The sequence below is a fragment of the Acinetobacter sp. KB005 genome, assembly GCF_049949095.1.
In the GTDB taxonomy this organism is placed as follows: domain Bacteria; phylum Pseudomonadota; class Gammaproteobacteria; order Pseudomonadales; family Moraxellaceae; genus Acinetobacter; species Acinetobacter calcoaceticus.
Genome location: NZ_CP188191.1, coordinates 1,299,018 through 1,325,845, shown reverse-complemented (window position 1 = coordinate 1,325,845; position 26,828 = coordinate 1,299,018). Strand labels below are relative to the sequence as shown.

26 protein-coding genes are annotated in these 26,828 nt (G+C 39.0%); 13 read left to right on the top strand and 13 right to left on the bottom strand.

Annotation, left to right across the window (positions count from 1 at the left end; genetic code table 11):
* Positions 1 to 123 precede the first annotated feature (123 nt).
* The 4 genes from ACPF64_RS06490 to truA are packed head-to-tail and all read left to right on the top strand — an operon-like array spanning position 124 to position 4,628.
* A complete protein-coding gene (locus ACPF64_RS06490; protein WP_426455853.1) occupies positions 124 to 1,476 on the top strand; it encodes a type IV pilus assembly protein FimV in 1,353 nt (450 codons plus the stop codon).
* 59 nt (positions 1,477 to 1,535) lie between these two features.
* A complete protein-coding gene (locus tag ACPF64_RS06485; protein ID WP_426455852.1) occupies positions 1,536 to 2,789 on the top strand; it encodes a hypothetical protein in 1,254 nt (417 codons plus the stop codon).
* A gap of 55 nt (positions 2,790 to 2,844) precedes the next feature.
* The gene (locus ACPF64_RS06480; RefSeq protein WP_426455851.1) at positions 2,845 to 3,816 is read left to right on the top strand and encodes an asparaginase; all 972 of its coding nucleotides are present in this window, start codon (positions 2,845 to 2,847) and stop codon (positions 3,814 to 3,816) included.
* A 14-nt stretch (positions 3,817 to 3,830) separates the two neighbouring features.
* The gene (truA, locus tag ACPF64_RS06475) at positions 3,831 to 4,628 is read left to right on the top strand and encodes a tRNA pseudouridine(38-40) synthase TruA (RefSeq protein ID WP_426455850.1); all 798 of its coding nucleotides are present in this window, start codon (positions 3,831 to 3,833) and stop codon (positions 4,626 to 4,628) included.
* A 26-nt stretch (positions 4,629 to 4,654) separates the two neighbouring features.
* On the opposite strand, the gene ACPF64_RS06470 is transcribed toward truA, so the two are convergent.
* Positions 4,655 to 5,665 (bottom strand): AraC family transcriptional regulator, encoded by a 1,011-nt coding sequence (locus ACPF64_RS06470; RefSeq protein ID WP_151743532.1) that lies wholly within the window; start codon positions 5,663 to 5,665, stop codon positions 4,655 to 4,657.
* A 262-nt stretch (positions 5,666 to 5,927) separates the two neighbouring features.
* On the opposite strand from ACPF64_RS06470, the gene infA reads away from it, so the two are divergent.
* The gene (gene infA / locus ACPF64_RS06465) at positions 5,928 to 6,149 is read left to right on the top strand and encodes a translation initiation factor IF-1 (RefSeq protein WP_001284370.1); all 222 of its coding nucleotides are present in this window, start codon (positions 5,928 to 5,930) and stop codon (positions 6,147 to 6,149) included.
* A 51-nt stretch (positions 6,150 to 6,200) separates the two neighbouring features.
* Here the strand turns inward: infA and ACPF64_RS06460 are convergent, their stop codons facing one another.
* The gene (locus tag ACPF64_RS06460) at positions 6,201 to 6,572 is read right to left on the bottom strand and encodes a lysozyme inhibitor LprI family protein (RefSeq protein WP_004640989.1); all 372 of its coding nucleotides are present in this window, start codon (positions 6,570 to 6,572) and stop codon (positions 6,201 to 6,203) included.
* Positions 6,573 to 6,745: 173 nt separating this feature from the next.
* On the opposite strand from ACPF64_RS06460, the gene ACPF64_RS06455 reads away from it, so the two are divergent.
* Positions 6,746 to 7,153, top strand: coding sequence for a hypothetical protein (locus ACPF64_RS06455; protein WP_426455849.1), 408 nt, complete (start codon positions 6,746 to 6,748; stop codon positions 7,151 to 7,153).
* Between the two features lie 52 nt (positions 7,154 to 7,205).
* On the opposite strand, the gene leuB is transcribed toward ACPF64_RS06455, so the two are convergent.
* The 4 genes from leuB to leuC all read right to left on the bottom strand — a co-directional run bounded on the left by leuB (position 7,206) and on the right by leuC (position 11,106).
* On the bottom strand, positions 7,206 to 8,285 hold the full coding sequence (leuB, locus tag ACPF64_RS06450; protein ID WP_004640985.1) for a 3-isopropylmalate dehydrogenase: 1,080 nt from the start codon (positions 8,283 to 8,285) through the stop codon (positions 7,206 to 7,208).
* Positions 8,286 to 8,318: 33 nt separating this feature from the next.
* Positions 8,319 to 8,909, bottom strand: a complete 591-nt coding sequence (locus ACPF64_RS06445; RefSeq protein ID WP_003654712.1) for a hypothetical protein — start codon at positions 8,907 to 8,909, stop codon at positions 8,319 to 8,321.
* A 112-nt stretch (positions 8,910 to 9,021) separates the two neighbouring features.
* Positions 9,022 to 9,669: a 3-isopropylmalate dehydratase small subunit gene (gene leuD, locus ACPF64_RS06440; RefSeq protein ID WP_003654711.1), complete on the bottom strand. Its 648-nt coding sequence runs from the start codon at positions 9,667 to 9,669 to the stop codon at positions 9,022 to 9,024.
* Between the two features lie 18 nt (positions 9,670 to 9,687).
* Positions 9,688 to 11,106, bottom strand: coding sequence for a 3-isopropylmalate dehydratase large subunit (leuC, locus tag ACPF64_RS06435; RefSeq protein WP_005037045.1), 1,419 nt, complete (start codon positions 11,104 to 11,106; stop codon positions 9,688 to 9,690).
* A gap of 237 nt (positions 11,107 to 11,343) precedes the next feature.
* Here leuC and ACPF64_RS06430 point away from each other — a divergent pair, with 237 nt between their 5' ends.
* A complete protein-coding gene (locus ACPF64_RS06430; protein ID WP_426455848.1) occupies positions 11,344 to 11,598 on the top strand; it encodes a DUF2061 domain-containing protein in 255 nt (84 codons plus the stop codon).
* Positions 11,599 to 11,713: 115 nt separating this feature from the next.
* Positions 11,714 to 12,574, top strand: a complete 861-nt coding sequence (locus tag ACPF64_RS06425; protein ID WP_003654705.1) for a LysR family transcriptional regulator — start codon at positions 11,714 to 11,716, stop codon at positions 12,572 to 12,574.
* An 8-nt stretch (positions 12,575 to 12,582) separates the two neighbouring features.
* On the opposite strand, the gene ACPF64_RS06420 is transcribed toward ACPF64_RS06425, so the two are convergent.
* The 4 genes from ACPF64_RS06420 to ACPF64_RS06405 all read right to left on the bottom strand — a co-directional run bounded on the left by ACPF64_RS06420 (position 12,583) and on the right by ACPF64_RS06405 (position 16,050).
* Positions 12,583 to 12,834, bottom strand: a complete 252-nt coding sequence (locus ACPF64_RS06420) for a hypothetical protein (RefSeq protein WP_426456110.1) — start codon at positions 12,832 to 12,834, stop codon at positions 12,583 to 12,585.
* Positions 12,835 to 12,963: 129 nt separating this feature from the next.
* The gene (locus ACPF64_RS06415; protein ID WP_426455847.1) at positions 12,964 to 13,707 is read right to left on the bottom strand and encodes a sporulation protein; all 744 of its coding nucleotides are present in this window, start codon (positions 13,705 to 13,707) and stop codon (positions 12,964 to 12,966) included.
* Between the two features lie 54 nt (positions 13,708 to 13,761).
* Entirely contained in the window at positions 13,762 to 15,201 is a 1,440-nt protein-coding gene (locus ACPF64_RS06410; protein WP_426455846.1) for a DUF2252 domain-containing protein, read from the bottom strand.
* Positions 15,202 to 15,399: 198 nt separating this feature from the next.
* A complete protein-coding gene (locus tag ACPF64_RS06405) occupies positions 15,400 to 16,050 on the bottom strand; it encodes an HAD family hydrolase (protein WP_045126237.1) in 651 nt (216 codons plus the stop codon).
* A 182-nt stretch (positions 16,051 to 16,232) separates the two neighbouring features.
* On the opposite strand from ACPF64_RS06405, the gene ACPF64_RS06400 reads away from it, so the two are divergent.
* The 3 genes from ACPF64_RS06400 to katG all read left to right on the top strand — a co-directional run bounded on the left by ACPF64_RS06400 (position 16,233) and on the right by katG (position 21,784).
* Positions 16,233 to 16,718, top strand: coding sequence for an RNA pyrophosphohydrolase (locus tag ACPF64_RS06400; protein ID WP_003654696.1), 486 nt, complete (start codon positions 16,233 to 16,235; stop codon positions 16,716 to 16,718).
* Positions 16,719 to 16,803: 85 nt separating this feature from the next.
* Positions 16,804 to 19,098: a phosphoenolpyruvate--protein phosphotransferase gene (ptsP, locus tag ACPF64_RS06395; protein WP_004640970.1), complete on the top strand. Its 2,295-nt coding sequence runs from the start codon at positions 16,804 to 16,806 to the stop codon at positions 19,096 to 19,098.
* 529 nt (positions 19,099 to 19,627) lie between these two features.
* Entirely contained in the window at positions 19,628 to 21,784 is a 2,157-nt protein-coding gene (katG, locus tag ACPF64_RS06390; RefSeq protein WP_003654694.1) for a catalase/peroxidase HPI, read from the top strand.
* Between the two features lie 74 nt (positions 21,785 to 21,858).
* Here katG and ACPF64_RS06385 read toward each other — a convergent pair whose 3' ends face one another.
* The gene (locus ACPF64_RS06385) at positions 21,859 to 22,911 is read right to left on the bottom strand and encodes an MBL fold metallo-hydrolase (RefSeq protein WP_003654693.1); all 1,053 of its coding nucleotides are present in this window, start codon (positions 22,909 to 22,911) and stop codon (positions 21,859 to 21,861) included.
* A 655-nt stretch (positions 22,912 to 23,566) separates the two neighbouring features.
* On the opposite strand from ACPF64_RS06385, the gene hcaR reads away from it, so the two are divergent.
* Both hcaR and ACPF64_RS06375 read left to right on the top strand, forming a co-directional pair.
* Positions 23,567 to 24,472 (top strand): DNA-binding transcriptional regulator HcaR, encoded by a 906-nt coding sequence (gene hcaR / locus ACPF64_RS06380; protein WP_151743539.1) that lies wholly within the window; start codon positions 23,567 to 23,569, stop codon positions 24,470 to 24,472.
* Positions 24,473 to 24,739: 267 nt separating this feature from the next.
* Positions 24,740 to 25,417: a DUF1345 domain-containing protein gene (locus ACPF64_RS06375; RefSeq protein WP_004640963.1), complete on the top strand. Its 678-nt coding sequence runs from the start codon at positions 24,740 to 24,742 to the stop codon at positions 25,415 to 25,417.
* A 56-nt stretch (positions 25,418 to 25,473) separates the two neighbouring features.
* Here the strand turns inward: ACPF64_RS06375 and ACPF64_RS06370 are convergent, their stop codons facing one another.
* Together ACPF64_RS06370 and ACPF64_RS06365 are read right to left on the bottom strand one after the other, a co-directional pair.
* Positions 25,474 to 26,079: a glutathione S-transferase family protein gene (locus ACPF64_RS06370; protein WP_231762004.1), complete on the bottom strand. Its 606-nt coding sequence runs from the start codon at positions 26,077 to 26,079 to the stop codon at positions 25,474 to 25,476.
* A gap of 49 nt (positions 26,080 to 26,128) precedes the next feature.
* Positions 26,129 to 26,821: a helix-turn-helix transcriptional regulator gene (locus ACPF64_RS06365; protein WP_092707211.1), complete on the bottom strand. Its 693-nt coding sequence runs from the start codon at positions 26,819 to 26,821 to the stop codon at positions 26,129 to 26,131.
* Between the last annotated feature and the right edge of the window lie 7 nt (positions 26,822 to 26,828).

The window sequence follows — 26,828 nt, the reverse complement described above, 5'->3', positions numbered from 1 at the left end:
CAAAAAGCCGATCACATTAGATCGGCTTTTTCGTAACTGGTTTGTGAAAAATTTACAATTTATTTACATTTCATTATTGTATAATTTTGAACGACTTTACGACTTATTAGGTCATGGATTGAGATGACTGTTTATAACAAATTAAAAATTGCCATTTTCACCATTATGTCTTCGCCATCTATTTATGCGATTACATTAGACCCTATACAAATTCAGTCCGCACCCGGCGATTTGTTATATGCAGAAATGAACTTCCAGCAAGCTGATCCCAATTCTACTTTGCAAGTCAGTTTAGCAACCCCCGAAGATTTAAGTGCTTTGGGTGTGACTCATCAACCTCCGGGAAATCTTAATTTTTATACACGCCAAAATGGTCAAGGCTCTGGGGTTATTGTCATTACCTCATCCCGTCCTGTTATTGATCCCGAGCTCAATATTGTTGTAAAAATCAGTGAAGGTTCTGCAACGCGTTTACAGCATATCAAAACTGTAATTAAGCCTTCTGCTATAAAAAAGACCGAAAATAACGAAAGTACTTTATCGCCTCAGCTTATTGTGAATGAAAAAGATATTGCTTTAAATCTACCGGAAAGTACCAGATATACTTCATCTGTTCCTGCCCTAGCTACCACTAACTCAAATAGTGAACAAAACCTGAATATCAAGTCTGGGACTGTCCCAGCGATAAATACAAATTCATCTGCCCCACTTAGCGAAAACTCTTCGGCTGAACAAGTTGTAACAAGCACTATTCCTGATCAGGCAGCAACAAAAAATCAAATTACATCTGCTATTAATAAGTCAGATGCAAATAATTCGCCAAAAACACCAGTTAAAAAGTTAGCAGTACAAAAGAAATCTGTTCCATCCAAAAAGCTCAGTCAAAATGCTGCAAAGAAACAAACCCTAAGTCCGTCTAGAGGACCAGTAACTTCAGGTAAATATGTAGTACAACACAATGAGTCTCTATGGAGCATTGCTAATCGTATTGCAGCGAAAACCAAACAGCCAGTTGCGAAAGTCATGCACGATATCCAAAAACAAAACCAGCATGCTTTTATCCAAGGTGATGTAAACCGTTTACGTCAGGGAATCGCTCTAAAACTCGCCCATACTCCTGTCTCTAAAACTCAGCAAAATAAATCAAAAACAGAAATAACGCATACTGCAAAATCACCTTCTGGCAAAGCTAAATACCGTTTGCAACAAGCAGAAATGAGTATCGTGGCTGAAAACAGCCAAAATTCTACACATGGAAGTGCTAAAAAGAGCACACAACAAAGTCAAAACAATACTGAGTTAGCAGTAAAAGTTATGACAAAAAGAGAAAAAAACGTTACATTACAAAGGAATGTAACCAAATTAAATCAAACTTTAAGGTTAAAAGACCAACGTATTCAACTTTTGAATGCGCGTTTGGCAGAGTTACAACAGCAGTTACAAGCACAGCAAAACACTCACAAGCAAAAACATTAAGTTAAAACCAGAGTTAGCTCGCTTTATATTGCAAATATTTATTTTTTAAGGGGAAAGTAATGTTATATGTGATTCCATTCATCATATTGCTCGTGGTCGCTGTTATTTTTAAAAAACGCGAGAATAGCCAGAAGCAAGAGGCCACCTCCCCTAAAACGGTAAATAAAAAAACCAATAAAAAAGCAAACTCTAAATCGAGTAAAAACTCGCGTGAAAAAAGTAAAGTAAATGTGGTAGAAGAAACACTTCCACCTATTCCACAAAGCAGTCCTCTTCCAGAAGCTGTACGTCAAAAAATCAAACAGCTCATTCAAGAAAAGCAATATTCAGCCGCTGAAGCTCAAGTAAATCAGGCGCTAAAAAAAGATAATACTCAACATGAGCTTTATTTATTATTGCTTGAAGTTCATATTGCACAGAAAGATGAATTTGCCATAACACAACTGATTAGTCATATTCGAAGTCTGGCATTACATGAAATAGTGACTCAAGCTGAAACTAGACAAAAAGAATATGAGTCATCAAGACAACCTGATGCTATCGATTTCCCTCAAGCTCAAACACACGAAGAGCCAAAAAATACACCAGACACAACAGCTCAGTTTGACCAGTTAACAACAAGTTCTTCTGAAGCTTCTTTTGATGACTTGCAGAAAGACTATACACCTGTAAAGCAAGAACCTGCTGTTGAAGTTGAGCCTCTGGAATTTAATTTCTCATTTGAGCAAAAAACAACAGAAGTCGATTCTGCTAAACCTGAAGATAAAATTAGCACTGAAACAGCCAGTGAAACAAATGACTTAAATACTTTAGAGTTTTCATTTGATTTAGAGTCTATCCCAAATAAAGCAGAAAAGTCTCTTGAGCCTAGCTCTGAATTGACTGTTGAAACAATCAAAGTTGATACAACCTCTACACCAGACATTGATCTTGATTTTAGTAATTTCTCAATAGACAAAGAGTCTGATTCACAAAGCAATAACTCTCAAGAAATCGTCCTAGAAGAAAATATTCAAACTCAGTCATTATCAGTTGAAACCCTTGAGTTTTCTTTAAATCCTATAGAGTCTGAAGATAATCAACCGAATTTAAATGAATCAGAACTTAGCCCTGAAAACAACGACCCACTTGTTCAGGCTTTTCCAGAATTAAAACAGTTAGATGAAAATGAACTCGACTTAAAACTTGCAGAGCAATATATCAGTTTAGGTGCTTACTCAGCAGCGCACGCTTTGTTGGCAAGTAATGAGCAAAAATTAAACACAGAGCAACAACAACGCGCGAAAAATCTACTAAATCGCATAGCTTCTTAAGGCTGATCGTTTTACCATAAGCAGTCAAAGATGACTGCTTTTGTGCCTGAAAAAGATGAAAAAAATAGCCTTATTTTATATGGGTGGTACTTTTGGCTGTGTAGGTGAACCTTTAGCGCCTATGCCATATGACCAATTCTTACCTCAACTTGAAAAAGTTATACCACCTCACTTAACGGTCGACTGTTTTGCTGCCCCAAATATTGTAGATAGCAGTGCTTGTACAGCGCCCGACTGGCTACGTCTTATTCAATGCATACAACAACTACAACTTGAAGGCTATCAGCACTTCGTCGTTATTCATGGTACAGATACTCTCAGTTATGCTGCTGCGACTCTAGCTCGTTTTCTAGGACAGAGTTGCCATGTGGTTATTACTGGTAGTCAATATCCTCTCCTTAATATTCAAGGGAATGATACCCGTGAGTTTACTGATGCAATTGATAATTTATATCTTGCATTAGAACAGGCGATTAGCTTACCTGTGGGTGCTTACCTTGCGTTTCATCATCAAGTATTTCATGCTCAAACTGTGTTAAAGACACATACAACTGAACTTGACGCTTTTTCTGGTCTTAAAGCTGAGTCTGAATTTACACCTCAGCAAAACGGGTTAATTCTGCAAGATACGCAAATCGAACGTGCAGCATCTTTTCAAATCTTGAATTGGATGATGCAACCTATCGCGACCACTCAGCTCGTTCAACAATTACGAAATTTACTGCCAGCCCCACCTCAATTTTTAGTATTGCAAGGTTTTGGTACTGGAAACATAGCTGTTAATCAAGAGTTACTAGCAACATTAGATGAGCTCTATACAAGTGGCTGTGTTCCGATTCTTACGACTCAGGTTACCTTTGGTGGTATTGATCAACGCTATGCAATTAGTGAGTGGACGAAAACTGCAAAAATTGTCATTAGTGATGCACATAGTCATGCAGATCTCTATGCAAAAGCACTTCAAATCTATTTAAAATACTCAACCCCAGAACAGTGGCTCAGCCATTGGAACGAAAATTTGCATTAAATAGAGGTAAAGCCATGCAACGTTATGCAGTCGGTATTGAATTTAGCGGAGTTCAATATCGAGGTTGGCAAACACAACAGCCAGGCGTTGCCAGCGTACAAGAAACCATTGAACGTGTGCTTAGCAAAGTCGCAAATGAGCCTATAGCACTTCATGGTGCTGGTCGTACCGATGCAGGAGTACATGCGACAAATATGGTGGCACACTTCGATACGCATGCCATTCGCCCAGAAACAGGGTGGTTAAGAGGGGCAAACAGCCAACTACCTAAAGATATTTCCATTCAGTGGATTAAACTGATGGATGAAAGTTTTCATGCCCGTTTTAAAGCGACTGCTCGACGTTACCGCTATATTATATATAACACTCCTCATCGCCCTGCACTATTGCATAAACAGGTTACTCACATTTACCAACAGTTAGATGTGAAAAAGATGATTGAAGCTGCAAGTAAATTTGAAGGTACTCATAACTTTGAAAGCTTCCGTGCGGCAGCGTGCCAATCAAATCAGCCTGTTCGAAATGTAAAACATTGCCGTTTATTTGAACATGGACGCTATTTGGTTTTAGATATTCAGGCAGATGGTTTTTTACACCATATGGTGCGTAACATTGTTGGATGTTTACTCGAAATTGGTCAAGGTATGTATGAGGTTGATCATATCGATGCAATGTTTGCTGCACAGGATCGTAAGGCAGCAGGAGTAACTGCCCCACCCGATGGCCTTTATTTTATTCAGTGTAATTATCCTGAGCAGTTTGATCTGCCTCAGCCGCCACTTGGGCCACATTGGCTAAACTTACCTGAGTAAGCTTAGCCTGCTCGACTTATACTTATCTAGCGATGCTGTTTACGCTTACGGTACTCAACCGGTGTCTCATTCGTCCAACGCTTAAATGCGCGATAGAAAGTACTCGGTTCAGAGAAGCCAGTTAAATACACAATACGCTCAACACTCTCGTTGGTATTTGCCAAAAGTTTTTTAGCTAAACGGCAACGATAGTCAGAAAGTATTTGCTGAAAACTGGTATTCGCCTCACTTAGCTGAGTGCGTAAGCGACGTGGGGTAATATTCAACTGAGCAGCAACTGTTTCCAAGGTTGTTTCTCCACTTTCCAGCGTTGAACCAATTGCTCTGCGAACTTCACCCACTAGATCATAACGCGCTAATTCTTGTAGTTTTTCAATCGCAAGCTGCTCATGCAATTGCAATAACTCAGGCTCTGCTTGCCAAAGCTGAAAATCTAGAATAGCGGGATCAAAATATAAACGTGTTTCTTTTTGACCTAAACTAACCGGACAGCCGTATACGCGGAAATATTCATCCTCAGCTGCTCCTTCGCTGAAGTTAAAATCGATAAAGATCGGATGAAATTGCCCTTCGGTAATAAATTTAAAAAATCTAAGTATTCCCGAAATTGCACATTCAGAGAAATGCCGATTAACAAGATTATCAGCACCGATCTGCTCGCCATTGGTTAAATAACAGCGTCCTTCTTCAATCACTAGTTTTGCATCAAAGGCATCACTAATGAGTCGCTGATAAGCCAAAGCCCGCTTTAGGCCCTCACCAAAAGTTTCACTACTAATAAATAGATGTTCAATGACCTGACCACGATACAAAGGCAAATGTTCGCCCAAATGCAGTCCGATATCTGGATCTTTACTGACTTCCTGAGCGGCAGTCCAAAAGGCATACTGTGCACTTAACGGTGTACGTGCATTCGTATCAACCTGATTTAAAGCAACTCCCGCTTTGGTTAATATTTCTTCTGTTGGCAATCCCGCACGACGAATCGCTTGATAGCCAAAGCGTAATACAACTGATGCATCTGTTAGCTGACCCACGCAGTGCCCTTCCATGTAGATACTTCATTGATATTTAGGGCCGTTGACTTTTACGCAATTAACAGTCCCTAATAACTATGATTTTAGATTAGCGTTGATTGACCAAACTGACAACAGAATTAAACTTCTTTTGTGAAAAAAATTACATCTTTTTTATTAGTCATACTTTAACCAGATGCTTGAGTAGAAGTATGTCTATCTTGTTTTTTTTAAATAAATTGACTATAATTTGCGCCTTTCCAATTTGATCATCAGGTAGGCTATGGCCAATAAAGAGGAACTCATTGAGTTCGAAGGCGTTGTCACCGAAACGCTTCCTAATACGATGTTCCGTGTACGTCTTGAAAACGGTCACGAAGTTATTGCACACATTTCTGGTAAAATGCGTAAACACTATATTCGTATTCTTACTGGCGACAGTGTAAAAGTCGAAATGACTCCATATGACCTCACTAAAGGTCGTATCACGTACCGTGCTCGCTAATTAGTGAATGCAAAAAAGCCACTTCATGATGTGGCTTTTTTATTGCGTTGTTTATTCACTTAAGCGACTGGTTTTACATCCCACCGTTTGGCATTCACGCAATCTTTCTTGCAGCCAATGGTTTCTTTCCTGCGTTGTCTGTAAACGGCATTGCACGTCTACGCTATTTCTATTTGAATCTGTACACTCAGCATCACGTTGACGTATCCATGCGAGCTGAGATTTCTTAAGAATATTTTTTTGCGCGGTATTTAACTTTACTCGTAATGCTTGATAATTCTTATTCAGATCTGCATCTGCACTCGCATAGATTTTATTTGTACAGTAAATATCATCATAAGTATTGCGGGCACTATCACAGTTATCTGCATAGACGACAGTCATTCCTAAACTGCATAAAAATGCAAAAGCAATTTTTCTCATCGTATTTTCCCTTCGTTTTCTACAAAATTATTATTAGAACGGTTTGAATGTAAGGATAAGTCTAAAGATAAGTTCACCTTTCATTTATCATAATCTTCCTTTTTTACTTTACAAGTATTCAAATCCAACCTATTGTTCTTTAATAATAAATATAATTTTTTATTGAGATAAAAATGAATATAGATACCCGATGTAAAATTGGCCTACTTTGTTTGATCATAATGAATGTGAACGGTTGCACTAGCCATCCACGCCAATCTATAGATTTACAAGAGTATTTAAAGAGCTTTCTAGGCAAATCTTCTGCAACCATTCGACAAGATATCAATCTACGTAGTCTTGGTTTTCAAGTCGCTAATGCTCCACAGAAAACACCTAATCAACTCATTTATACGATTTTACGTCCATTAAACATCCCAATCCCGATGGTGACTAATGTCGATATGAGAGGTAACTCTGTTGCTATACAGTCAGGTAATCTGGGTGGCAATTCTTACGATGTGAATTTCAGCTGCAAAGTTATTTTTCAGCTTAAAAATGATATTGCCGAGTCTATTCAATATGAAGGTAAAGCCTGCTAAAACATACGCATAAAAAAACGCAGCGTTGAGCTGCGTTTTTTATAAGAAGCTTTTAAGCAAGAGCAGCTACAACTGCCTCACCCATCTCGGCTGTACCCACTTTTGTCATACCTTCAGACATAATATCTGCTGTACGTAAGCCTTGATCAAGTACTTGACCTACAGCATCTTCGATTGCTTTTGCAGCAGCTTCTTCACGGAATGTATAACGAAGCATCATTGCAACAGAAAGAATAGTTGCTAATGGGTTGGCAACATTTTGACCCGCAATGTCAGGTGCAGAACCATGACAAGGTTCATACATACCTTTGCCATTTTCATCTAAAGAAGCTGATGGCAACATGCCAATTGAGCCTGTAAGCATTGCCGCTTCATCAGATAAAATATCGCCAAACAAGTTACCTGTTACGATCACGTCAAATTGTTTTGGTGCACGTACAAGCTGCATAGCAGCATTATCTACATACATATGTGAAAGCTGAATGTTTGAATAACTCGCTTGCTGCAAATCAGTAACTGTTTGCTTCCAAAGTTCTGTTACTTCTAAAACGTTCGCTTTATCGACTGAACAGACTTTACCACCACGTAAACCTGCAAGTTCAAAAGCAACTTTTGCAATGCGCTTAATTTCACTTTCAGAATAAACGTCAGTGTTATAGCCTTGTTTTTCACCGTTTTCGAGTTCACGAATACCACGTGGCTGACCGAAATAGATACCGCCAGTAAGCTCACGAACAATCAGAATATCTAAACCAGCAACAATTTCAGGTTTTAAGCTAGAAGCATCTGCCAATTGCGGATAAAGAATGGCTGGACGCAAGTTAGCAAACAAGTTGAGTTCACTACGAATTTTTAAAAGACCACGTTCAGGACGGATAGAACGCTCAATCGCATCCCATTTTGGTCCGCCTACTGCACCCAGTAAAATTGCATCAGCTTTTTTTGCCTGTTCACTCGTTACAGCTGGATACGGTTCGCCATGTGCATCAATTGCCGCACCACCCAATAGGCCATGTTCCCAAGTCAACGATAAATTAAATTTTTCATTTACTGTATTTAATACTTTTTCTGCTGCCCCAACAATTTCAGGACCAATACCATCACCAGCTAAAATTAAAATCTGTTTAGACATGAACTTTTTCCATTTTCCAAAAAACAAGCAGTGTTATGACGACCGCGGTGTTAGTTTTTTCTGTTCAAGGAACTCGCCTAGCCCTGTTGTTACATCAAATGGTCGGCAAAAACGGCGAATAACACGCTCATCTTGTTCTAAATCGACACATAATGGATCTGGCACAGAAACATTCAGCAAACTACCCGAACGGTTAGTTTTGTCTCGGTACATTTTAAATGTATAGCGATGGTTGGCATTAAACTGGTGAATCACATGGATTGTTTCAGCCCGATCTGGAGAAATCGGATAAAAACGGATCACCACTTCATATTGTTTCGCAGGCACAGATAAATATAAACTGTTGGTTTGCCCGAGCACTGAACCGTGCAACCGTACAATTCCTTGATGAATTGCCTGATTACTAATTCGTCGTGTTTGCGCATCCACTACAGTAATATCGTTTAGTCGTTCAAATTCACAACTCTTCGCACCCGAACAATATATTGCTGCATTCTGCCCCAAATTTTCTTGTTCAGCCTGCTTAATACGGACAGTATCCACTACATTGTACGTGCTCTGACAAGCACTGAGTGTTATTGCGCACAGGCTCAACAAAAAGCTATGAGTAACGTTCCTCTTCATTGTTCAAGCCCAATCCTCATCTAGTGCATAATTTTAAGGTGTTTTTATGCTTTAGCATGTTAGCAAGAGTTTGAACACTACGCCATGGCTATGTTTAAAATGTACCAAAAGGTTAATTTAACTCTTGGAATACCCAAGGACGAACTTGTTTAGTTTTTTCTTCATAAGCGCGAATTGCATCGGCGTTTTGAAGCGTTAAACCAATATCATCCAAGCCATTTAACAAGCAATGCTTGCGAAATGGGTCAACTTCAAATTTAAAAGCTTCACCTGTTGGGGTACGCACTTCTTGAGCCGCTAAATCAATTGTTAATTGATATCCTTCATTGGCAGCGCATTCTTTAAATAACTGATCAACAATTTCTTCTGACAAAATGACAGGTAACATGCCATTTTTGAAACAGTTATTAAAGAAAATATCAGCAAAGCTTGGCGCAATAACAGTACGGAAACCGTATTCATTCAATGCCCAAGGTGCATGCTCACGACTTGAACCACAACCGAAGTTAGTACGAGCAATTAAAACATTTGCTCCTTGATAACGTGGTTGATTCAAAACGAAATCCGGATTTTTTGGACGAACTGAATTATCTTGTCCCGGATAACCTTCATCTAAATAACGAAGTTCATCAAATAAGTTATCGCCAAAACCAGTACGTTTGATTGATTTCAAAAACTGTTTTGGAATAATTAAATCTGTATCAACATTGGCACGATCTAATGGTGCAACGATACCTTGTTCAACTGTATAAGCTTTCATGGTTTGCTCCAGACCGAATTAAAATGAACGAACATCAACAAAGTGACCTGCGATTGCAGCCGCTGCCGCCATTGCTGGGCTCACCAAGTGAGTGCGGCCACCATTGCCTTGACGACCTTCAAAGTTACGGTTAGACGTCGATGCACAGTGTTCACCTGGTTGTAATTTATCTGCATTCATTGCTAAACACATTGAACAACCCGGTTCACGCCATTCAAAACCTGCTTCCAAGAAGATTTTATCCAAACCTTCTTTCTCTGCCTGTTGTTTAACTAAACCTGAACCCGGAACAATCATGGCTTGTTTAATGCTAGATGCCACTTTACGGCCTTTAACCACCTCAGCCGCGGCACGGATATCTTCAATACGAGAGTTAGTACAAGAACCAATAAAGACACGGTCAAGTTGAATATCAGCTAATGCCTGACCTGCATTTAAGCCCATATATTGATAAGCACGCGTCCAGTCATTACGTTGAACGTCATCTTTCGCTTGTTCTAAGGTTGGTACAGCTTCTGTTACCGGAATAACCATCTCAGGTGAAGTTCCCCAAGACACTTGTGGTTCAATCTCTGCGCCATTTAATTCAACTACAGCATCAAAGGTAGCATCTTCATCTGAATGCAAAGTGTCCCAGTAAGCAACTGCTTGTTCCCATTGCTCGCCTTTTGGTGCATAGCTACGGCCTTTCACGTATTCAACGGTTTTGTCATCGACAGCAACCATACCTACACGAGCACCTGCTTCAATCGCCATGTTACATACCGTCATACGTCCTTCAATCGACATATCACGGAACACCTGACCACCAAATTCAATCGCGTAACCTGTACCACCTGCGGTACCAATTTTAGCAATAATTGCCAACACCACATCTTTTGGTGTCACACCTTTGCCTAATACGCCATCTACACGGATTAACATATTTTTAGATTTTTTCTGAATCAAACATTGTGTTGCTAACACATGTTCAACTTCAGAAGTTCCAATACCGTGTGCCAAACAACCAAAAGCACCGTGTGTTGCTGTATGTGAATCACCACATACCACAGTCATGCCCGGTAAAGTTAACCCCTGCTCAGGTCCAACGACATGCACAATACCCTGACGGATATCATTAATATTAAATTCAACAATATTAAAGGCTTTACAATTGTCATCTAAGGTTTGAACCTGAATACGAGACGTATCATCTTCAATACCCGCGATGCCTTGCTCACGTTCTTTTTTAGATGTTGGAACGTTATGGTCTGGTGTAGCAACGTTTGCACTTAAACGCCATGGTTGACGACCAGCAAGTTGCAAACCTTCAAATGCTTGTGGACTAGTCACTTCATGCAATAAATGACGGTCAATATAAAGTAAACATGAGCCATCATCACGCTGTGAAACAACGTGGTCATCCCACAATTTGTCATATAAAGTTTTGCCTGCCATGTCGTCTTGCTCCATTGGACTGGGTAATTCTAATCTTTCTTCGATTATAGCCAGAGTTTCACATAAATCTAATTTATCATTTTTATAAATTAGAAAACTTTTTGGAATTAATCATAATCCCTTCTATACACATCAAATTTAATAAATCGTTTTTGTTAATGATTATCATTTGCATAATCAATTTTTAATCTTATACTCTCATCTCTATACTAAAAATATCTAAAGTGGCTAAAGAGAATGATCATGGCTAATATTCAAAAATTCGTTGTAAATAATCAACGTACCTTAAAGAAAACCTTCAGCTATTACATTATGCATATTAGTGTAGCGATGATAGTTGCATACTTTGTAACAGGTAATATCTGGATGGCTTTAACTTTAAGTATGCTTGAGCCAACCATACAAGCATTTGCTTTTTTCTTTCATGAAAAAGTATGGGCAGCTAAAGACCGCCGCATTTCAGCCTTAGCTGAGAAAGAGACAACAGCTTAGGCTAAGATTAGTGCGGTAATTCATAACTTTCTAACTCGTTTTGCTGCAAGCATGATACGATTTTGGCTTGGCAACTTTAGCCCCTCGATTTTTCTATTCCAAGTTGAGTTGTATTATGAATCTTGCAGCCTTTGAAGCTTTTGTAAAAGTTATGGAAACAGGGTCTATCTCTGTGGCAGCAGATCAATTATTTATTACTCAACCTGCTGTAACTAAAAGGATTCACAGCTTAGAAGAATATTTTGGTGTAAAACTATTTGAGTCGGCAGGCCGAGGCGTTCAAGCAACACATGCCGCTCATTCATTATTACCAAAAGTTAAAAACTGGCTAAATGAGCTTGGAGATATCCATCACACCCTAAGCCATGAGCAAACACAGATACAAGGCCGTTTAAAAATTGGAACGAGTCATCATATTGGCTTGCATCATTTACCCGCGCCCCTTAAACACTTTGTTCAGCAATTTCCGCAAGTCACTTTAGATGTGCATTTTGTTGACTCAGAGCAAGCGCATGAAAAAGTGCTTGCCGGTGATTTAGAGTTAGCATTTTTAACACTTCCCCCTTCAGGTGATGAGCGTCTTAACTACATTACCATCTGGAATGATCCTTTAGTTTTTGTTGCTGCCCCTTTTCATCCACTGGCACAAAAAAAGAATCTGACCTTACAAGATTTAATCGAATATCCGAGCTTGTTACCTGCTGCACAAACTTACACTGCTCAAATCACTTTAGCCGAGTTTGAAAAACAAGGGCTTAAACCCAAAATCACCATGAGTAATAACCCGCTTGAGTCTATTCGTATGCTGGTATCTATTGGTTTAGGTTGGTCAGTTTTACCAAAAACTCTGTTGAATCAGGATATGCAACAACTTGATTTAGATGTAAAAATGAATCGCCAATTAGGCATGGTATGGCATCCTGCGCGCACTCAATCCAGAGCTATGCAGGAACTGATTAAAATGATGCAAGAGTAGTTGAATTATTAGCGACTATATTTTTTAAAAAGGATATAAACCAGAACAGCAAAAGGTAATAGTAAAAATAATACGCCCCAACCAAAGAAAATAGCGGCAAAGATAATACCGAGTAAAGTACCTGAAAATAATAAAAAAATAATGTAAATGAAGAGCTCACCAATGAGTATGATGAAACCGTCAATCAGTTGCCCACTAAATTCTTCAAGAAGATTACCTTTACGAGTCTTCTTTTCTTCGGTCTCATTCTGATTATCCATCATATCCTCCACACATCATCACGACCGATTTAAATCGCCCTTACTCTCAATGCAGCAAAAGCGATTTAAATATAAGGCTCTTTTCAAGTTGATAAAAAAGCTCTCATTTGATGCGCATAATTTAATTTATCAAAGCTGCAATAGGCTTCGAATTTGTTGCATCATTTGGTTTTCATCAAGCATATGATGTGGAATGGTCATTGTTAATAGTTGATCTGATCGAAAATGACGGTCAACTTCAAGCATAACGTGAGTTTGATTAGGTTCAGCAACGAAAGAGACTTCAACCTCATTAAACCCACTAAACATATGTGAAGAGACAAATTCAAGTTCTTGGTAACAACCAATTGTTGATCTAAAATTTCGTGCAGTAAGTTGACCTTTTTCTACATCAACTGTTGATAAAATAAAGCTACATCGCTGCATGGCCTGTAAAAACATTTGCATAGCGGGAGTTGGCAGCACTTTTAGATAATCACGATCAGTTGCATCTAATCCCCAATCAACATCCATATGAGTTTGAATCCAAACACGTGTACCATTTCTTCGACAAGCGACTTCGGTAATCGGTGTCTCAAATGGTAATTGAATACTGAAAGGGAAAGAGTGAGCTTGATGTGCTGGCAATAGAAAACGAGAATTTACTAACCACTCTTGTAAGACCAAAGGTTGATTAAACTCATGGTCACCAGATTCAACTTCTGCCATTGTCATCAACTTCAAATAAAGACCATTAATCTCTTTATCAGATGATCCCCCCTTGAAGCTAATTTCCCCATGCAGTGTCTCACCTGCTTGCAAGTTTGGATTGTGTAAAACAGTTTCTACCGTTACGCCTTGAAGACCCAAACCAGACATAATTTTATTAAACATTTTTTCTCTAACCTTTCAAATTATTTCATGTCATCTGTAGCAGCATACTTATTCTTAAAGTGCATCATCTCCAGCGAGCAGAATCTTACCCTCTGCAACTGCATTCATAAATTGCTGATAGTCATTTAAATTGCGCTCTGCATACTCCTCTGCATACGTTTGCAATACTTCTACGATCGTACTGCCCTCTCCAAGATATCCCATAAGTACATCAGCATTTCCAGACTTAGCATGGGCATGAGCTAAAGCCAAACCACAACTTTCAGCATACTCATTGAAATACTCATCATCCATATCACTAAGATCAACCGAGATTTTCATATCACGTAACTGACGTACATGAAAATGTTGATTGGGGGTTGAAGAAAATCCAAGGAAGATGTCACTGGCAGCTTGCATGAGTTGCTGGCCATGTATCACGCGCTCGCCTTCATGTTTTGCTTTTTCTACAAATAACGGACTAAGAATCGATGGATTCGCTTCTTTCATTTGTAAAATTAACGGTTCCCGATCTGCATCCTGAAATAATGCAATCGCGGATCGTGTACCCACACTTCCGACTCCCACCACTTTCAAAGCCACATCGGTCCGTTGATAACGATCAAAAAGTACTTGGCGATCATATTTCAAAGAATCTCGATATTGCTGAAAGAATGCATCAACATCTTTACTAAACGGTTCATCTGCCTTTGGATGCCATAATAACGGCGCATCATCCACAAAATGACGAGATCCCGTATCTTGATCTTGCTGTGTGAGTTTCGGTAAAACAGAATATGCATTTCTCTTTTGTGCTGAATCAAGATGCTTCGCGCGTTTCTTTCTCAGTTTTCGGCATTCAGTGTTTTCTAATAAGGTACTGGCATCAACTTTTTCATACCAAACTTGTAGAGGCGAAAGTTTCGTATTTTCTAATAAGTGCTGACGATAACTATTCAACATCGTTTTAATTGCTTTTAAACCCACTTTATCTGCAAGATCAATATCACGAGCCGCAATCACAAAACTGGTTGCTAAACGCTTTAAATCCCATTCAAATGGGGCAACCAAAGTCTCATCAAAATCATTGATTCCAAACAATAGATTACGCTCTGGACTAGCAAACCCACCAAAATTACTTAAATGACAATCACCACAAATCTGTTGAAATAAACCTGAGTTCATCTGCTCCCAAGCCTGATCAAACAGCATCAAAGAAGGCATACCACGATAAAATGTAAACGGTGAAACGCTCATTCGTTTTGCACGAATTGGTTTGAGCTGCTCTAAACGCCCTTGATTACTCCAATCATAGATTGTTAAAGCAGTTATACCTTTTGGTCGCTCAGAAAGCTCTGACAGCTGTTCTCTCGGAACTTTTTTACGTTGAGCCTTACCTAATTTGAAGCCTTCGCTTTTATTAAGTAATTTCCCCTGATAGCTATGACGTGTTAAATCAATACTTTCATCATTCCAAAGTTGTTTTGGTAATTTAATTTGTGCTGTTTTTGGCATTATTCCCTCATTTTTAAATTAGAATTTTTTATACTCTTAAACCGTTACCAAGATGAAATTTATTTTTTATTAGACATACTCATGTCTACTTTTGGAACAAGATTTATAAAAAACATTCAAAAAATGATTTTTAAATATAATTAATTAGGAGTTGGAAGACCTCAAAGCTTTGCAAGCTACTCTTCCAACTCCACAATCTTAAATCGACCAGTCTTGAATTTCCCAGCTATTTTCTTGAGCCAGCTTTTCAAGGCGATCATCAGGATTTACAGCAATCGCATGAGTTGCATATTCAAGCAAAAAGCGATCGTTGATTGAGTCTGAATATGCCCAAGATTCAGATACGCTGCGTCCAGCCAACCAGTCGTCGAGACGCGCAAGTTTACCTTTTTGATAACACGCCAAGCCCGCAACTTTACCCGTATATTTCCCATCTGCAACTTCAGCATTGGTTGCCAAAATTTCGGTAATACCAAATTCACGAAAAATAGGCGCAGTAATAAAATCACTTGTTGCCGTAATACCCACAATTGTATGACCTAAATCTTGATGCTTTTTGATTGCATCAAAACCTTTTGGACGCATTTGTGGGCGAATCACTTTTTGCATGAACAATTGGTGAAGCTCAGTTAAGTAGTTATTGTCGTGCTTTGTTAAAAATCCAAAGACAAATTCATTATAAGCATAGGGGTCAAGTTGCCCTGCTTTGTAATCTTCATAAAATTTATCATTCATCTGACGATGATGAACCGGATCAACCAAACCTTCATTGACTAAAAATTCACCCCATGAGTGGTCTGAATCCGTATTTAACAAGGTATGGTCTAAATCAAACAACGCCAGTTTCATGAAAATTCTCGTTTAAACTGAAATTTAAGAAAAAAAATGTAAATCTATCTCCGCTAGTCGATAGAAATTCGTTAAGATCGTAGCAATTTAAACATTTTACTTTGATCTTTTCGAGCTGGACATAAAAAAGTGTTTGTCCCCGCGATTAAAGTCAACGATATAGACAATATTTAGGTAGCCAAATGATCGATTCAGAAGGTTTCCGACCGAATGTCGGGATCATTTTGGCAAACGATGATGGACAGGTTTTATGGGCAAAGCGCATTGGTCACAATGCTTGGCAATTTCCACAAGGAGGCATTCAGTTTGGAGAAACCCCTGAACAGGCACTTTTTCGAGAACTGAGAGAAGAAATCGGCTTATTGCCCGAACATGTCCAGATTATTGCGCAAACCAAAGGATGGCTGCGTTATCGTTTGCCACATAGGTACATTCGGTCAGACTCTGACCCCGTATGTATCGGACAGAAACAAAAATGGTTTTTACTGAAATTGACTGCGCATGCAAGAAATATTCAGTTAGACCTCTCTGACCCACCCGAATTCGATGAATGGCAGTGGGTTAGCTATTGGTATCCTCTTGGACAAGTGGTGAACTTCAAGCGTGATGTTTATCGCAAAGCCATGGTGGAGTTGTGTACACAGTTGCCGATGCAACAATTACCCTAAAAATCATTTATCTAGCAAATGATTTTTATTGAAAGTGCTGTTATAAATACATTCATAGTCTAAAAAAATACTGGAGTATACATCCATGTCAAACATGCAACTCGACACTCTACGGCGCATTGTCCAAGAAGTTAATGCGTCCGTCAGTTTGCATGAATCATTAGACACCATGGTCAATCAGGTTGCTGAGGCCATGAAAGTGGATGTTTGCTCTATTTATTTACTCGATGAACGCAATCAGCGCTATGTTTTGATGGCCTCTAAAGGCTTAAATCCAGAATCTGTGGGCCATGTTTCACTGCAACTCGGTGAAGGCTTGGTCGGTCTGGTCGGGCAACGTGAAGAAATAGTTAACCTTGACAATGCACCAAAACATGAGCGTTTCATGTATTTACCTGAAACAGGTGAAGAAATTTACAACTCATTCCTCGGCGTACCTGTCATGTATCGCCGTAAGGTTATGGGTGTTTTGGTTGTACAAAACAAACTTCCTCAAGATTTTAGCGAAGCAGCCGAGTCATTTTTAGTTACTTTGTGTGCCCAGCTTTCTGGTGTTATTGCCCATGCTCACGCGGTTGGAAATATTGACGTATTTCGTAAACCAAGTAATGGCCCTGCCTATAAAACCTTTCAAGGTGCTTCAGGTGCAGGCGGTGTTGCTTTAGGCCGCGCTATTATTTTATATCCACCTGCCGATTTGGGTTCAGTACCTGACCGTGAAGCAGAAGATATTAGTCATGAACTTCGTCTTTTAGATCAAGCCATTTCATCAGTGCGTTCAGAGATTCGTTCTTTAGATGAAAAAATGCATGATTCATTAATGGCAGAAGAACGCGCTTTATTTAGTGTTTTCTTAAGAATGCTAGATGAAAATGCATTGCCGGCAGAAATTAAAGAACTCATTCGTGATGGACATTGGGCACAAGGTGCTGTGCGCCGTGTCATTGAAAAGCACACTGCCCTATTTGCACAAATGGAAGATGACTATCTTCGTGAGCGAGTTTCTGATCTTAAAGATTTAGGCCGACGTATTTTAGCCTCGTTGCAAGAAGAAGATTCTAGTCACCGTGAGCTCAGTCCAGACAGTATTTTAATTGGTGAAGAAATTAGTACTGCGGCACTAGTCGAACTACCAGTTGATAATATTGCTGCCATTGTTACATCCGAAGGTGCAGCAAATTCACATATGGTGATTGTGGCTCGAGCACTAGGAATTCCAACTGTGGTTGGTGTCACTGAGCTGCCAGTTAACACACTTGATGATGCAGAAATGATTGTGGATGCCTATCAAGGGCGTATTTTTGTAAATCCTCCACGTCGTTTACGCCAACGTTACAAAGAAATTCAAAAAGAAGATGAGCAAATCGCAAAAGATCTCAAACAATACGAGACAAGAGAAGCGATTACTCCAGATGGTGTATCTGTTCCACTTTACGTAAACACAGGCCTTATGATTGATGTGGTTCGCGGTGTACAACGCGGTGCTCAAGGTGTGGGTCTATACCGAAGTGAAATTCCATTCATGTTACGGGAACGTTTCCCGGGTGAAGAAGAACAGCGAGCAATCTATCGTCAACAATTAAGTCACTTTGCCAACAAACCTGTGGTAATGCGAACTCTGGATATTGGTGCCGATAAAGACCTCCCTTATTTCAGTATTGAAGAAGAAAACTCGGCATTAGGATGGCGTGGTATTCGTTTCACGCTCGATCATCCCGAGATTTTTTCGTCACAAATTCGCGCAATGCTCAAAGCAAGTATTGGTTTAAATAATTTGCATATTTTATTGCCAATGGTCACTACAGTAAGTGAAGTCGAAGAAGTACTTTATTTACTTGAGCGTGACTGGATGGCGGTGCAAGAAGAAGAGCAAGTTAAAATTACCAAGCCAAAAATTGGAATTATGGTTGAGGTACCAAGCGTACTACTACAAATTGATGAGTTTGCTGAACTTGTCGATTTCTTTTCGGTCGGTTCAAATGACTTAACTCAGTATTTACTTGCAGTTGACCGTAATAATCCACATGTGGCAAACGTTTACTCGCACTTCCACCCATCCGTTCTACGTGCTTTAACTCGCTTAGTTAAAGAATGTCATGAATACAAAAAACCTATCAGTATTTGTGGTGAAATGGCAGGTGATCCATTATCGGCAATTTTGCTCATGGCGATGGGCTTTAATACCCTTTCAATGAGTTCGAGTAACATTTTGCGAGTACGAAAAGCAATTTGTCATGTACCTATGACAGATGCACAAAAACTACTTGATGATGTCATGAAAATGAATAATCCACTCATTGTGAAAAGCTGGCTTGAGTACTACTTTAAAACTCACGGTTTAGCAGATATGGTCAAATCAAATCGAATCGTAAATGTTTAATATATAAACAATAAAGGAGAGCAATGCTCTCCTTTATTTATTTTAGATAGCTTCTACGATCACTGACTATAAAAATTTCTTTTCACTCTCAGTTCTGCCCTACTTTTTAAATTAAACAAAAACACAATCGGTTTTTTAAATTAATATTGACAGTTTAATCTATTTGAAAAATAAGAATTCTACTTCTAGTATATTTAAAGAGCGTTATTAAAAGATCTTACGTTGTTCCAACAATTGAAGAGGTAATTTTATGCATCATTATTTACAGCCTTCAGCTTATTTTTCCTCTTGTTTTTTCACCTTCATACAGTAAATTGGAGGAATAACAATTAAAGGAATCTGATGCATTATTAAATAAAAAATAATGAGCTAACATCTCAGTGAAAAGAATTTTTAAACGGTTTCTCTCACCATTTGTTCACTCATTTCTTTATTTGATAAACATGAGTTTTTAACCCAGAAGTCCAGGAAAATGAGCCCTACTACTTTATCAAGAGCTCAATAATTATTACCCAGAGAGAATATAGCCATGTCAGACGAATCAAAATGTCCTTTTTCAGGTCATAACTCAAAACCAGAAGTAACTGTCGGTGGTGGTACGCCTAGTTTACATTGGTGGCCAAAACAATTACGCGTTGACTTGCTCAATCAACATTCAGAACGTTCTAATCCACTTGGTAAAGATTTTAATTACCGCGAAGAATTTAAAAAAATTGACTACTACGCACTCAAAGCTGATATCAAAAATGTGTTAACCGATTCCCAAGATTGGTGGCCAGCCGATTGGGGTAATTATACAGGCTTATTTATTCGTTTAGCATGGCATGCCGCTGGTACATATCGTATGGGCGATGGCCGTGGTGGCGCTGGTCGCGGCCAACAACGTTTTGCACCATTAAATAGTTGGCCTGACAATGCGAGCTTAGATAAAGCACGCCGCTTGCTATGGCCAGTTAAACAAAAATACGGTCAAAAAATATCGTGGGCAGATTTATTTATTCTTGCGGGTAACATTGCGCTTGAGTCTTCTGGCTTCCGCACCTTTGGTTTTGGTGCTGGTCGTGAAGATGTTTGGGAACCAGACAACGATGTAAACTGGGGCGATGAAAAAGAATGGTTAGCTCATCGAAACTCTGAAGCATTGGAAGGCAGCAATCTAGCTGCAACTGAAATGGGTCTAATTTATGTAAACCCTGAAGGTCCACAAGCCAGTGGTGACCCTAAATCGGCTGCACCATTTATTCGTGCGACTTTCGGCAACATGGCAATGGATGATGAAGAAATTGTTGCATTGATTGCTGGCGGTCATACCTTAGGTAAAACTCACGGTGCTGGCTCTGCTGACCATGTTCAGGCTGATCCTGAAGGAGCACCAATTGAACAAATGGGCTTTGGCTGGTCAAATAGCTTTGGCACAGGTGTTGGTAAAGACGCGATCACTTCTGGCTTAGAAGTTATTTGGTCGCAAACTCCAACACAATGGAGCAATTACTTCTTTGAAAACCTATTCAAATACGAGTGGGTGCAAGAACGTTCACCTGCAGGCGCAATTCAATGGGTAGCAGCAGATGCTGAAGCGATCATCCCAGATCCATTCGACCCATCAATTAAACGTAAGCCAACAATGCTCACTACAGATTTGACCTTACGTTTTGATCCTGAGTTTGAAAAGATCTCTCGTCGCTTCCATAACGACCCACAAGCTTTCGCCAATGCTTTTGCCCGTGCATGGTTTAAATTAACTCACCGCGATATGGGTCCCAAAGCACGTTATTTAGGTCCAGAAATTCCTGCTGAGGACTTAATTTGGCAAGATCCATTACCGACTGCCAGCGCTATACCATCTTCTGCTAGCATTGCTGATGCTAAGGCGAAAATTGTTGCGCTGGGACTATCTGCTGGAGAGTTGGTTTCTCTTGGTTGGGCTTCAGCCTCAACTTTCCGTGGTGGAGACAAACGCGGTGGTGCAAACGGCGCACGCATTGCTTTATCGCCACAACGTGATTGGGAAGTAAACCAAAAAGCGGTTGAGACTTTAACTAAAATTGAAGAGATCAAAGCATCAACTCAATTGTCATTAGCTGATTTAATTGTTCTCGCAGGTAACGTTGGTGTAGAGCAAGCTGCTCAAGCGGCAGGTTTCAATATTAGCATTCCATTTGCCTCTGGTCGTGTTGATGCTTTACAAAGTCAAACTGATGTCGAATCTTTCCAATTACTCCTCGGCCTTGCTGATGGTTTTAGAAATTGGAAAAAAGAGGGAGTTAATGCAGCAACTGAAGCATTATTAATTGATAAAGCACAGCAACTAACTTTGACTGCACCAGAGTTAACTGCATTGGTTGGTGGTTTACGTGTACTGGGTACCAACTGGGATGGTTCGCAACACGGCGTATTCACTCAGCAAGTTGGTGTACTCAGCACAGACTTCTTCACGAACTTACTCGACATGTCTACGGTGTGGGCACCTGTTGATTCATCAAACGAAGTATTTGAAGGCAAAGACCGTAAAACAGGTGCAGTAAAATTTACTGCAACACGTAATGATTTAGTCTTTGGTTCAAACTCAATCTTGCGTGCCTTAGCAGAAGTTTATGCTCAGGTAGATGGTAAAGAAAAATTTGTTCAAGACTTTGTAGCTGCATGGACTAAAGTCATGAATCTTGACCGTTTTGACTTAGCTTAATTTAGATCAAAATAATAAAAAGCCAGTTCAATTTGAACTGGCTTTTTAAATTTAAATATAAAATTATCTGGTAGTTACACAGTTAATTTATGCCCTTCACGAATGCAATAAAAAGGATTAGCAAGCTTCGATGAAGCTTTAATCGCTTGTCCTAAAGCATGTTCCGGATCTTCACGGCCTTCATCAGTCAACTGGAAAGTCCGATAATGAATCGCAATAGAACGATGGGCCTGTAAATCAAAATGTGCATGTAGCGCATCTTGTGGATTCATGTGGACATAGCTCATCAAGGCACGTGGCTCATAAGCACCTATTGGAAGCAAAGCAACGCGTGGCGCCCCATAACGTGCATGTATTTGTTTGAAATGCCCTGCATAACCGGTGTCCCCTGCAAAGAAACAATGACCTGTTTTAGCAACAACAGAAAAGCCTCCCCAGAGTGCTTTATTCTGGTCACGTAGACCACGGCCCGATCCATGCTGTGCAGGTGTATAGATTATTCTTAATTCGTGATAAGGAATTTCTTGCCACCAATCCATCTCAATCACATGAAATTCTTTTGGTAGATAAAAACCATTCCCCAATCCCGTGTAAATCGGCATTGCAAATTTTTTATGCAACCAATCGAGTGTAGCCAAGTCCATATGGTCATAGTGATTATGGCTGAGTAAAACACCATGAATAGTCGGTAATTGCTCTAACGCAAAACCCGCAGGGCATACACGGCGTGGTCCACGACCATGTAAAGGGCTTGCATAATCACACCATACTGGGTCAGTAATAAAGTTATAAGGTCCGATCTGAATTAATACTGTAGCATGCCCAACAAACCAAACTTGCCAATCCTCCAAATCTGCATGTGGTCGATTTTGAGGTAAAGCCACAGCTGTATTTATGCGGGTTTCATATTCACTTTGAATATCAACATTCCATGTATAAGACTCACGAGTAGCTAACCAACGTAATAGCTCTTTTGAGCCTCTAGCCGGTAATTTAGGTTGTTGGTTATAAAAACGTGTATCTGATTCACGCCCTGACTCGGGATGATAAAAAGGAGGTTTTATCCATGTATGCGTCCAACAGGACTGAGTCGGCAATTGATATGTTAATGTCGGCTTGTCTTTCATGGGCTTTTCTATGCTTTAGCATCGGCAGAATGGATGTGTTCAGGTTTCTATCTTAACAATTAAAACAAATTAAGCTATGGCACTTACACTTATTTATCATATAAATATCCCTTTTATTGTGGTCACAGCCAACATAAGTTGAATTAGCTTGCCATAAAAAATGCATAGATGTGTTGAGTTTATGCGTCGATAATTACCATTCTTATTAAGAGCACTTGTATAACATAACAATAAGTAAGCTACCGAAAGTAGCCATAGAACTACGGTGCTCCACTACCCTAGTCCTAATTTTTTCAGCCTAAAGAGTCTTCAACATAGAGAGAAAAAATATTTAGTAACAATTTCAGATTAATAGTTCTGAGAAAATCACATTTATAAATTTATTTTATTACTCCACACTTTTGCATAATATGAGAATCAATCATATTAATATTTAAAACATTTAAATATTTCTTTGATTAAGTAAAGATAATGCATTTAACATCTAACAATTAATATATTTTATGAATTATTAAAACCTAGCTTCCCATATTAAATCCTTAATGAAAATTTAAATTCCATTTATTTTATAAATACCTAAAGTATCTTCACGCTATATCCCTTTATGCTTTATACTTCACATAAATCATAGTAAGACATTTTTTGGATTAGTCTTATGGAACTACGCCACCTCCGATATTTCATTACCGTTGCTGAAGAATTAAATTTTAGTAAAGCCGCTCTTAAACTTTTTACCGCACAACCCTCCCTTAGCCAACAGATTAAAGATTTAGAAGAAGATGTTGGTGTACGACTTTTAAATCGCACTAAACGTAAAGTTGAGTTAACCGAAGAAGGCGTAGTATTTTTAGAACATGCTCGCCTTACCCTTGCTCAAGCTGAAAAAGCAGTTGCTCTGGCAAGACAGGTTTCTAAGGCTAAACAGCAACTGTTGCGTATCGGTTTTGTCCCCATTGCAGAAATGAAAATTTTCCCTTACGTTCTTCCTAATCTGCGATTACAACACCCTGACCTCATCATTGAACTATCTAACCTAAACAATACTGAACAAATTAAAGCCTTAAAAAAAGGTGAGTTGGACATTACCTTTACCCGAGAAAATACAGATAGTGATGATATCCAAAGCCAATTTGTTTTGACGGAACCCTTGATTTTTTTACTTCCTAAAAATCATCCACTTACTCAATATGACCGAATTCCTGTCCATGCCTTACAAGGCGTTGATTTTATTATTCCCGCTGCCGAGCAGTCACAAACATTACATAACACTATTCTAGACTTTGCCAAAACTCACAATATTGACCTCAATATTGTTCAAAAAGCAGATAGCATGTTGTTTAATATTAACTCTCTTGGTTCTGGACTAGGTTGTACAATTTTACCTGCCTACGTGGCACCTTTAGGAATCAAAAATACGGTAGTCCGCCCGCTTGATATCGAGTTACCAACACTGGATTTATTCGTAAATTACCGTAAAAACTCACAGTCTTTAGGGGTCCAAAAATTCATTGATCAACTCACTAAAGTATTTCATCTAGATAAAAACTTAACTCACACCTAATCAGAAAAGCTATATTTTATTTTTAAGTAGATGATTAATAAGAACACCTTTATAAAAAGTATAAGTAAATATTATTTTTATTTATTTTATACTTTTTATAAACATTTTAGCCCATGGTTTTGTTCTATTTTACCTACTCAGTAAAAGTAGATATCTCTTAAATATAATTTAAAATATTGGAATAAAATCTATATAAAACTGGATATTAATTTCACCATTTAATAAAAAATAATATATTTACCATATAGTAAAAGGAGATTAGGAAAAATGGTTGCAGTATTTCAACATCTTGGACGTAGTGTACTAAACCGCCCTCACTTCTTTATTGCTTTATTTATGGGACTTATCACAGCAAGTATTTTGACATGGTTAACTTCATGGCAATGGTCAACTATTTTATTAGTCAGCTGGAATGCTTCTGTTAGCGTATATCTATTATATATTCTGCAACTTATGAAAAGTTGCGATCATTCAAAAATGCAACAGCAAGCCAAAAAACAAGATGAAAGCAAATGGGTCATTATGCTGATTGTTTTATTGGCCTTAGCCATGTGTTTAGTCGCTATTCTAATCCAACTCTCACAGCTCCCTTCTGAGAGTTCTGCAAAGCTAGGGCATGTAGCTTTAGCTTTATTAACAATTGTTTCTGCATGGCTGTTTATGCATAGCGTTTTTGCCCTACATTACGCACATGATTTCTATATGGCTTTGTCTAGAAATGAAGAGAATGGCGGTTTAGATTTTCCTGGAACAGAACATCCAACTTATCCCGACTTTTTATACTTTAGTTATATTATTGGTACCTCTGCTCAAACTGCCGATGTTTCGATTACCACAAAACATATGCGACTTTTAAATTTATTTCACGCCGTGTTGTCATTTGGTTTTAACACCACAATTTTAGCGATTTGTATTAACGTTGCTGCTGGTTTTCTTACCAACTAACTTCTTATTTATAAAAACAAAAAGTCATCCGTTTGGATGACTTTTTACTTAAAAGCTTAGCTGGAGAAAATCGCACCTAACGCTTGCAAACTTTCACGCTGCTTAATTGCTTCAACATAACGTGTAATAGCTGGATGTGATTCAATCGCACCCATTTTCAATTGCCATAAAAGCATTGCTCCAACACTTACATCTGCTGCGGTAAATTGTTCGCCACACACATACGGATTTGCTTCACTCAAGCCTTGCACTAAAGCTTGATAAGCATCGTTATAATCACCATAGCCAACAAACATTTTTTGCTCAGGAGATACCTCTATTCCGAGGGCTTTATCAACGCCTGCAGCTTCCCATGGACCTGCCATCACAAATAACCAGCGATAGTACAAACCACGTTTAGGATCATCTAATGCCGGAGCCAGCCCCTTGTCGAAAAATTTATCAGCCAGATAAGCACAGATCGCACCTAGCTCATAAATCACGACATCGCCATCCACCAATACTGGCACTTTTCCAAAAGGGTTAATTTTTAAATATTCTGGTGATTTCATTTCGGTCTTGTATGCAACTTCAATACGTTCACACTCAACACCTAATTCGGCTAAAAGCCAATCGACCACAACACCACGTGACTCTTTGTTAGTATAAAGTTTAAGGCTCATTTTTATGGCTCCTTGTTTATCGTGGGTCCTAGTCTACAAAACCTCTTTGTCAGTTTTTGTCAGTAGTCTGCGACTCTTGTGCCCACCACTGCTGAAATAGTTGTTGCTTAAATGATGGGTATAATTCTTGGCTTAAACTCAACTGTTGAATACGATCGAGTCGAAAATGTCGAAAGTCCTGCCTGAGTTCACACCACGCGGCCAACACAATTTTGTCATTAAAGTATCCCAAAGCAAAAGGCCACAAGGTTCGAACACTACTTCGTTGCTGCTCATCATGATAATGCATCGAGATTTTGACTTGCTGCCGAATGGCTAAACGCACCTGTTCGACTCGATTTTCATCCACAGGCAGCCATGTATTAAACGCTCTTAAAGTCGTTTGCTGTAATAAATATTGCCGATGTTCAGGTAAAACAGAATTCAATTTAGCTAATACTGATGTAGATGCCGATTGTAACGATTGATCTGGCACACTCTTCAACCAATACAATGCCAAAAAAATAGCTTCGACTTCATTTTCATTGAGCGTCATTGGTGGTAATACAATATCTTCTTTAAGCTGAAAACCGATACCTGCCGATGCCTCAATTTCTACGCCCTGCTCACGTAAACTATCTATATCTCGATATATACTTCGCACACTAATTCCCATACGCTCAGCGAGAACTTGTGCTGTGATTGGATAACGGGCTTCCCGAAGTTGTTGTAAAAGGTTTAATAGGCGAATAGAACGACTCATTTTTCTC

Bases quoted from the DNA above. Each gene is read 5' to 3' on its own strand.
- ACPF64_RS06490 (WP_426455853.1), top strand. From the start codon at position 124: ATGACTGTTTATAACAAATTAAAAATTGCCATTTTCACCATTATGTCT.
- ACPF64_RS06485 (WP_426455852.1), top strand. From the start codon at position 1,536: ATGTTATATGTGATTCCATTCATCATATTGCTCGTGGTCGCTGTTATT.
- ACPF64_RS06480 (WP_426455851.1), top strand. From the start codon at position 2,845: ATGAAAAAAATAGCCTTATTTTATATGGGTGGTACTTTTGGCTGTGTA.
- truA (WP_426455850.1), top strand. From the start codon at position 3,831: ATGCAACGTTATGCAGTCGGTATTGAATTTAGCGGAGTTCAATATCGA.
- infA (WP_001284370.1), top strand. From the start codon at position 5,928: ATGGCCAATAAAGAGGAACTCATTGAGTTCGAAGGCGTTGTCACCGAA.
- ACPF64_RS06460 (WP_004640989.1), bottom strand. From the start codon at position 6,572: ATGAGAAAAATTGCTTTTGCATTTTTATGCAGTTTAGGAATGACTGTC.
- ACPF64_RS06455 (WP_426455849.1), top strand. From the start codon at position 6,746: ATGAATATAGATACCCGATGTAAAATTGGCCTACTTTGTTTGATCATA.
- leuB (WP_004640985.1), bottom strand. From the start codon at position 8,285: ATGTCTAAACAGATTTTAATTTTAGCTGGTGATGGTATTGGTCCTGAA.
- ACPF64_RS06445 (WP_003654712.1), bottom strand. From the start codon at position 8,909: ATGAAGAGGAACGTTACTCATAGCTTTTTGTTGAGCCTGTGCGCAATA.
- leuD (WP_003654711.1), bottom strand. From the start codon at position 9,669: ATGAAAGCTTATACAGTTGAACAAGGTATCGTTGCACCATTAGATCGT.
- leuC (WP_005037045.1), bottom strand. From the start codon at position 11,106: ATGGCAGGCAAAACTTTATATGACAAATTGTGGGATGACCACGTTGTT.
- ACPF64_RS06430 (WP_426455848.1), top strand. From the start codon at position 11,344: ATGATCATGGCTAATATTCAAAAATTCGTTGTAAATAATCAACGTACC.
- ACPF64_RS06425 (WP_003654705.1), top strand. From the start codon at position 11,714: ATGAATCTTGCAGCCTTTGAAGCTTTTGTAAAAGTTATGGAAACAGGG.
- ACPF64_RS06420 (WP_426456110.1), bottom strand. From the start codon at position 12,834: ATGGATAATCAGAATGAGACCGAAGAAAAGAAGACTCGTAAAGGTAAT.
- ACPF64_RS06415 (WP_426455847.1), bottom strand. From the start codon at position 13,707: ATGTTTAATAAAATTATGTCTGGTTTGGGTCTTCAAGGCGTAACGGTA.
- ACPF64_RS06410 (WP_426455846.1), bottom strand. From the start codon at position 15,201: ATGCCAAAAACAGCACAAATTAAATTACCAAAACAACTTTGGAATGAT.
- ACPF64_RS06405 (WP_045126237.1), bottom strand. From the start codon at position 16,050: ATGAAACTGGCGTTGTTTGATTTAGACCATACCTTGTTAAATACGGAT.
- ACPF64_RS06400 (WP_003654696.1), top strand. From the start codon at position 16,233: ATGATCGATTCAGAAGGTTTCCGACCGAATGTCGGGATCATTTTGGCA.
- ptsP (WP_004640970.1), top strand. From the start codon at position 16,804: ATGTCAAACATGCAACTCGACACTCTACGGCGCATTGTCCAAGAAGTT.
- katG (WP_003654694.1), top strand. From the start codon at position 19,628: ATGTCAGACGAATCAAAATGTCCTTTTTCAGGTCATAACTCAAAACCA.
- ACPF64_RS06385 (WP_003654693.1), bottom strand. From the start codon at position 22,911: ATGAAAGACAAGCCGACATTAACATATCAATTGCCGACTCAGTCCTGT.
- hcaR (WP_151743539.1), top strand. From the start codon at position 23,567: ATGGAACTACGCCACCTCCGATATTTCATTACCGTTGCTGAAGAATTA.
- ACPF64_RS06375 (WP_004640963.1), top strand. From the start codon at position 24,740: ATGGTTGCAGTATTTCAACATCTTGGACGTAGTGTACTAAACCGCCCT.
- ACPF64_RS06370 (WP_231762004.1), bottom strand. From the start codon at position 26,079: ATGAGCCTTAAACTTTATACTAACAAAGAGTCACGTGGTGTTGTGGTC.
- ACPF64_RS06365 (WP_092707211.1), bottom strand. From the start codon at position 26,821: ATGAGTCGTTCTATTCGCCTATTAAACCTTTTACAACAACTTCGGGAA.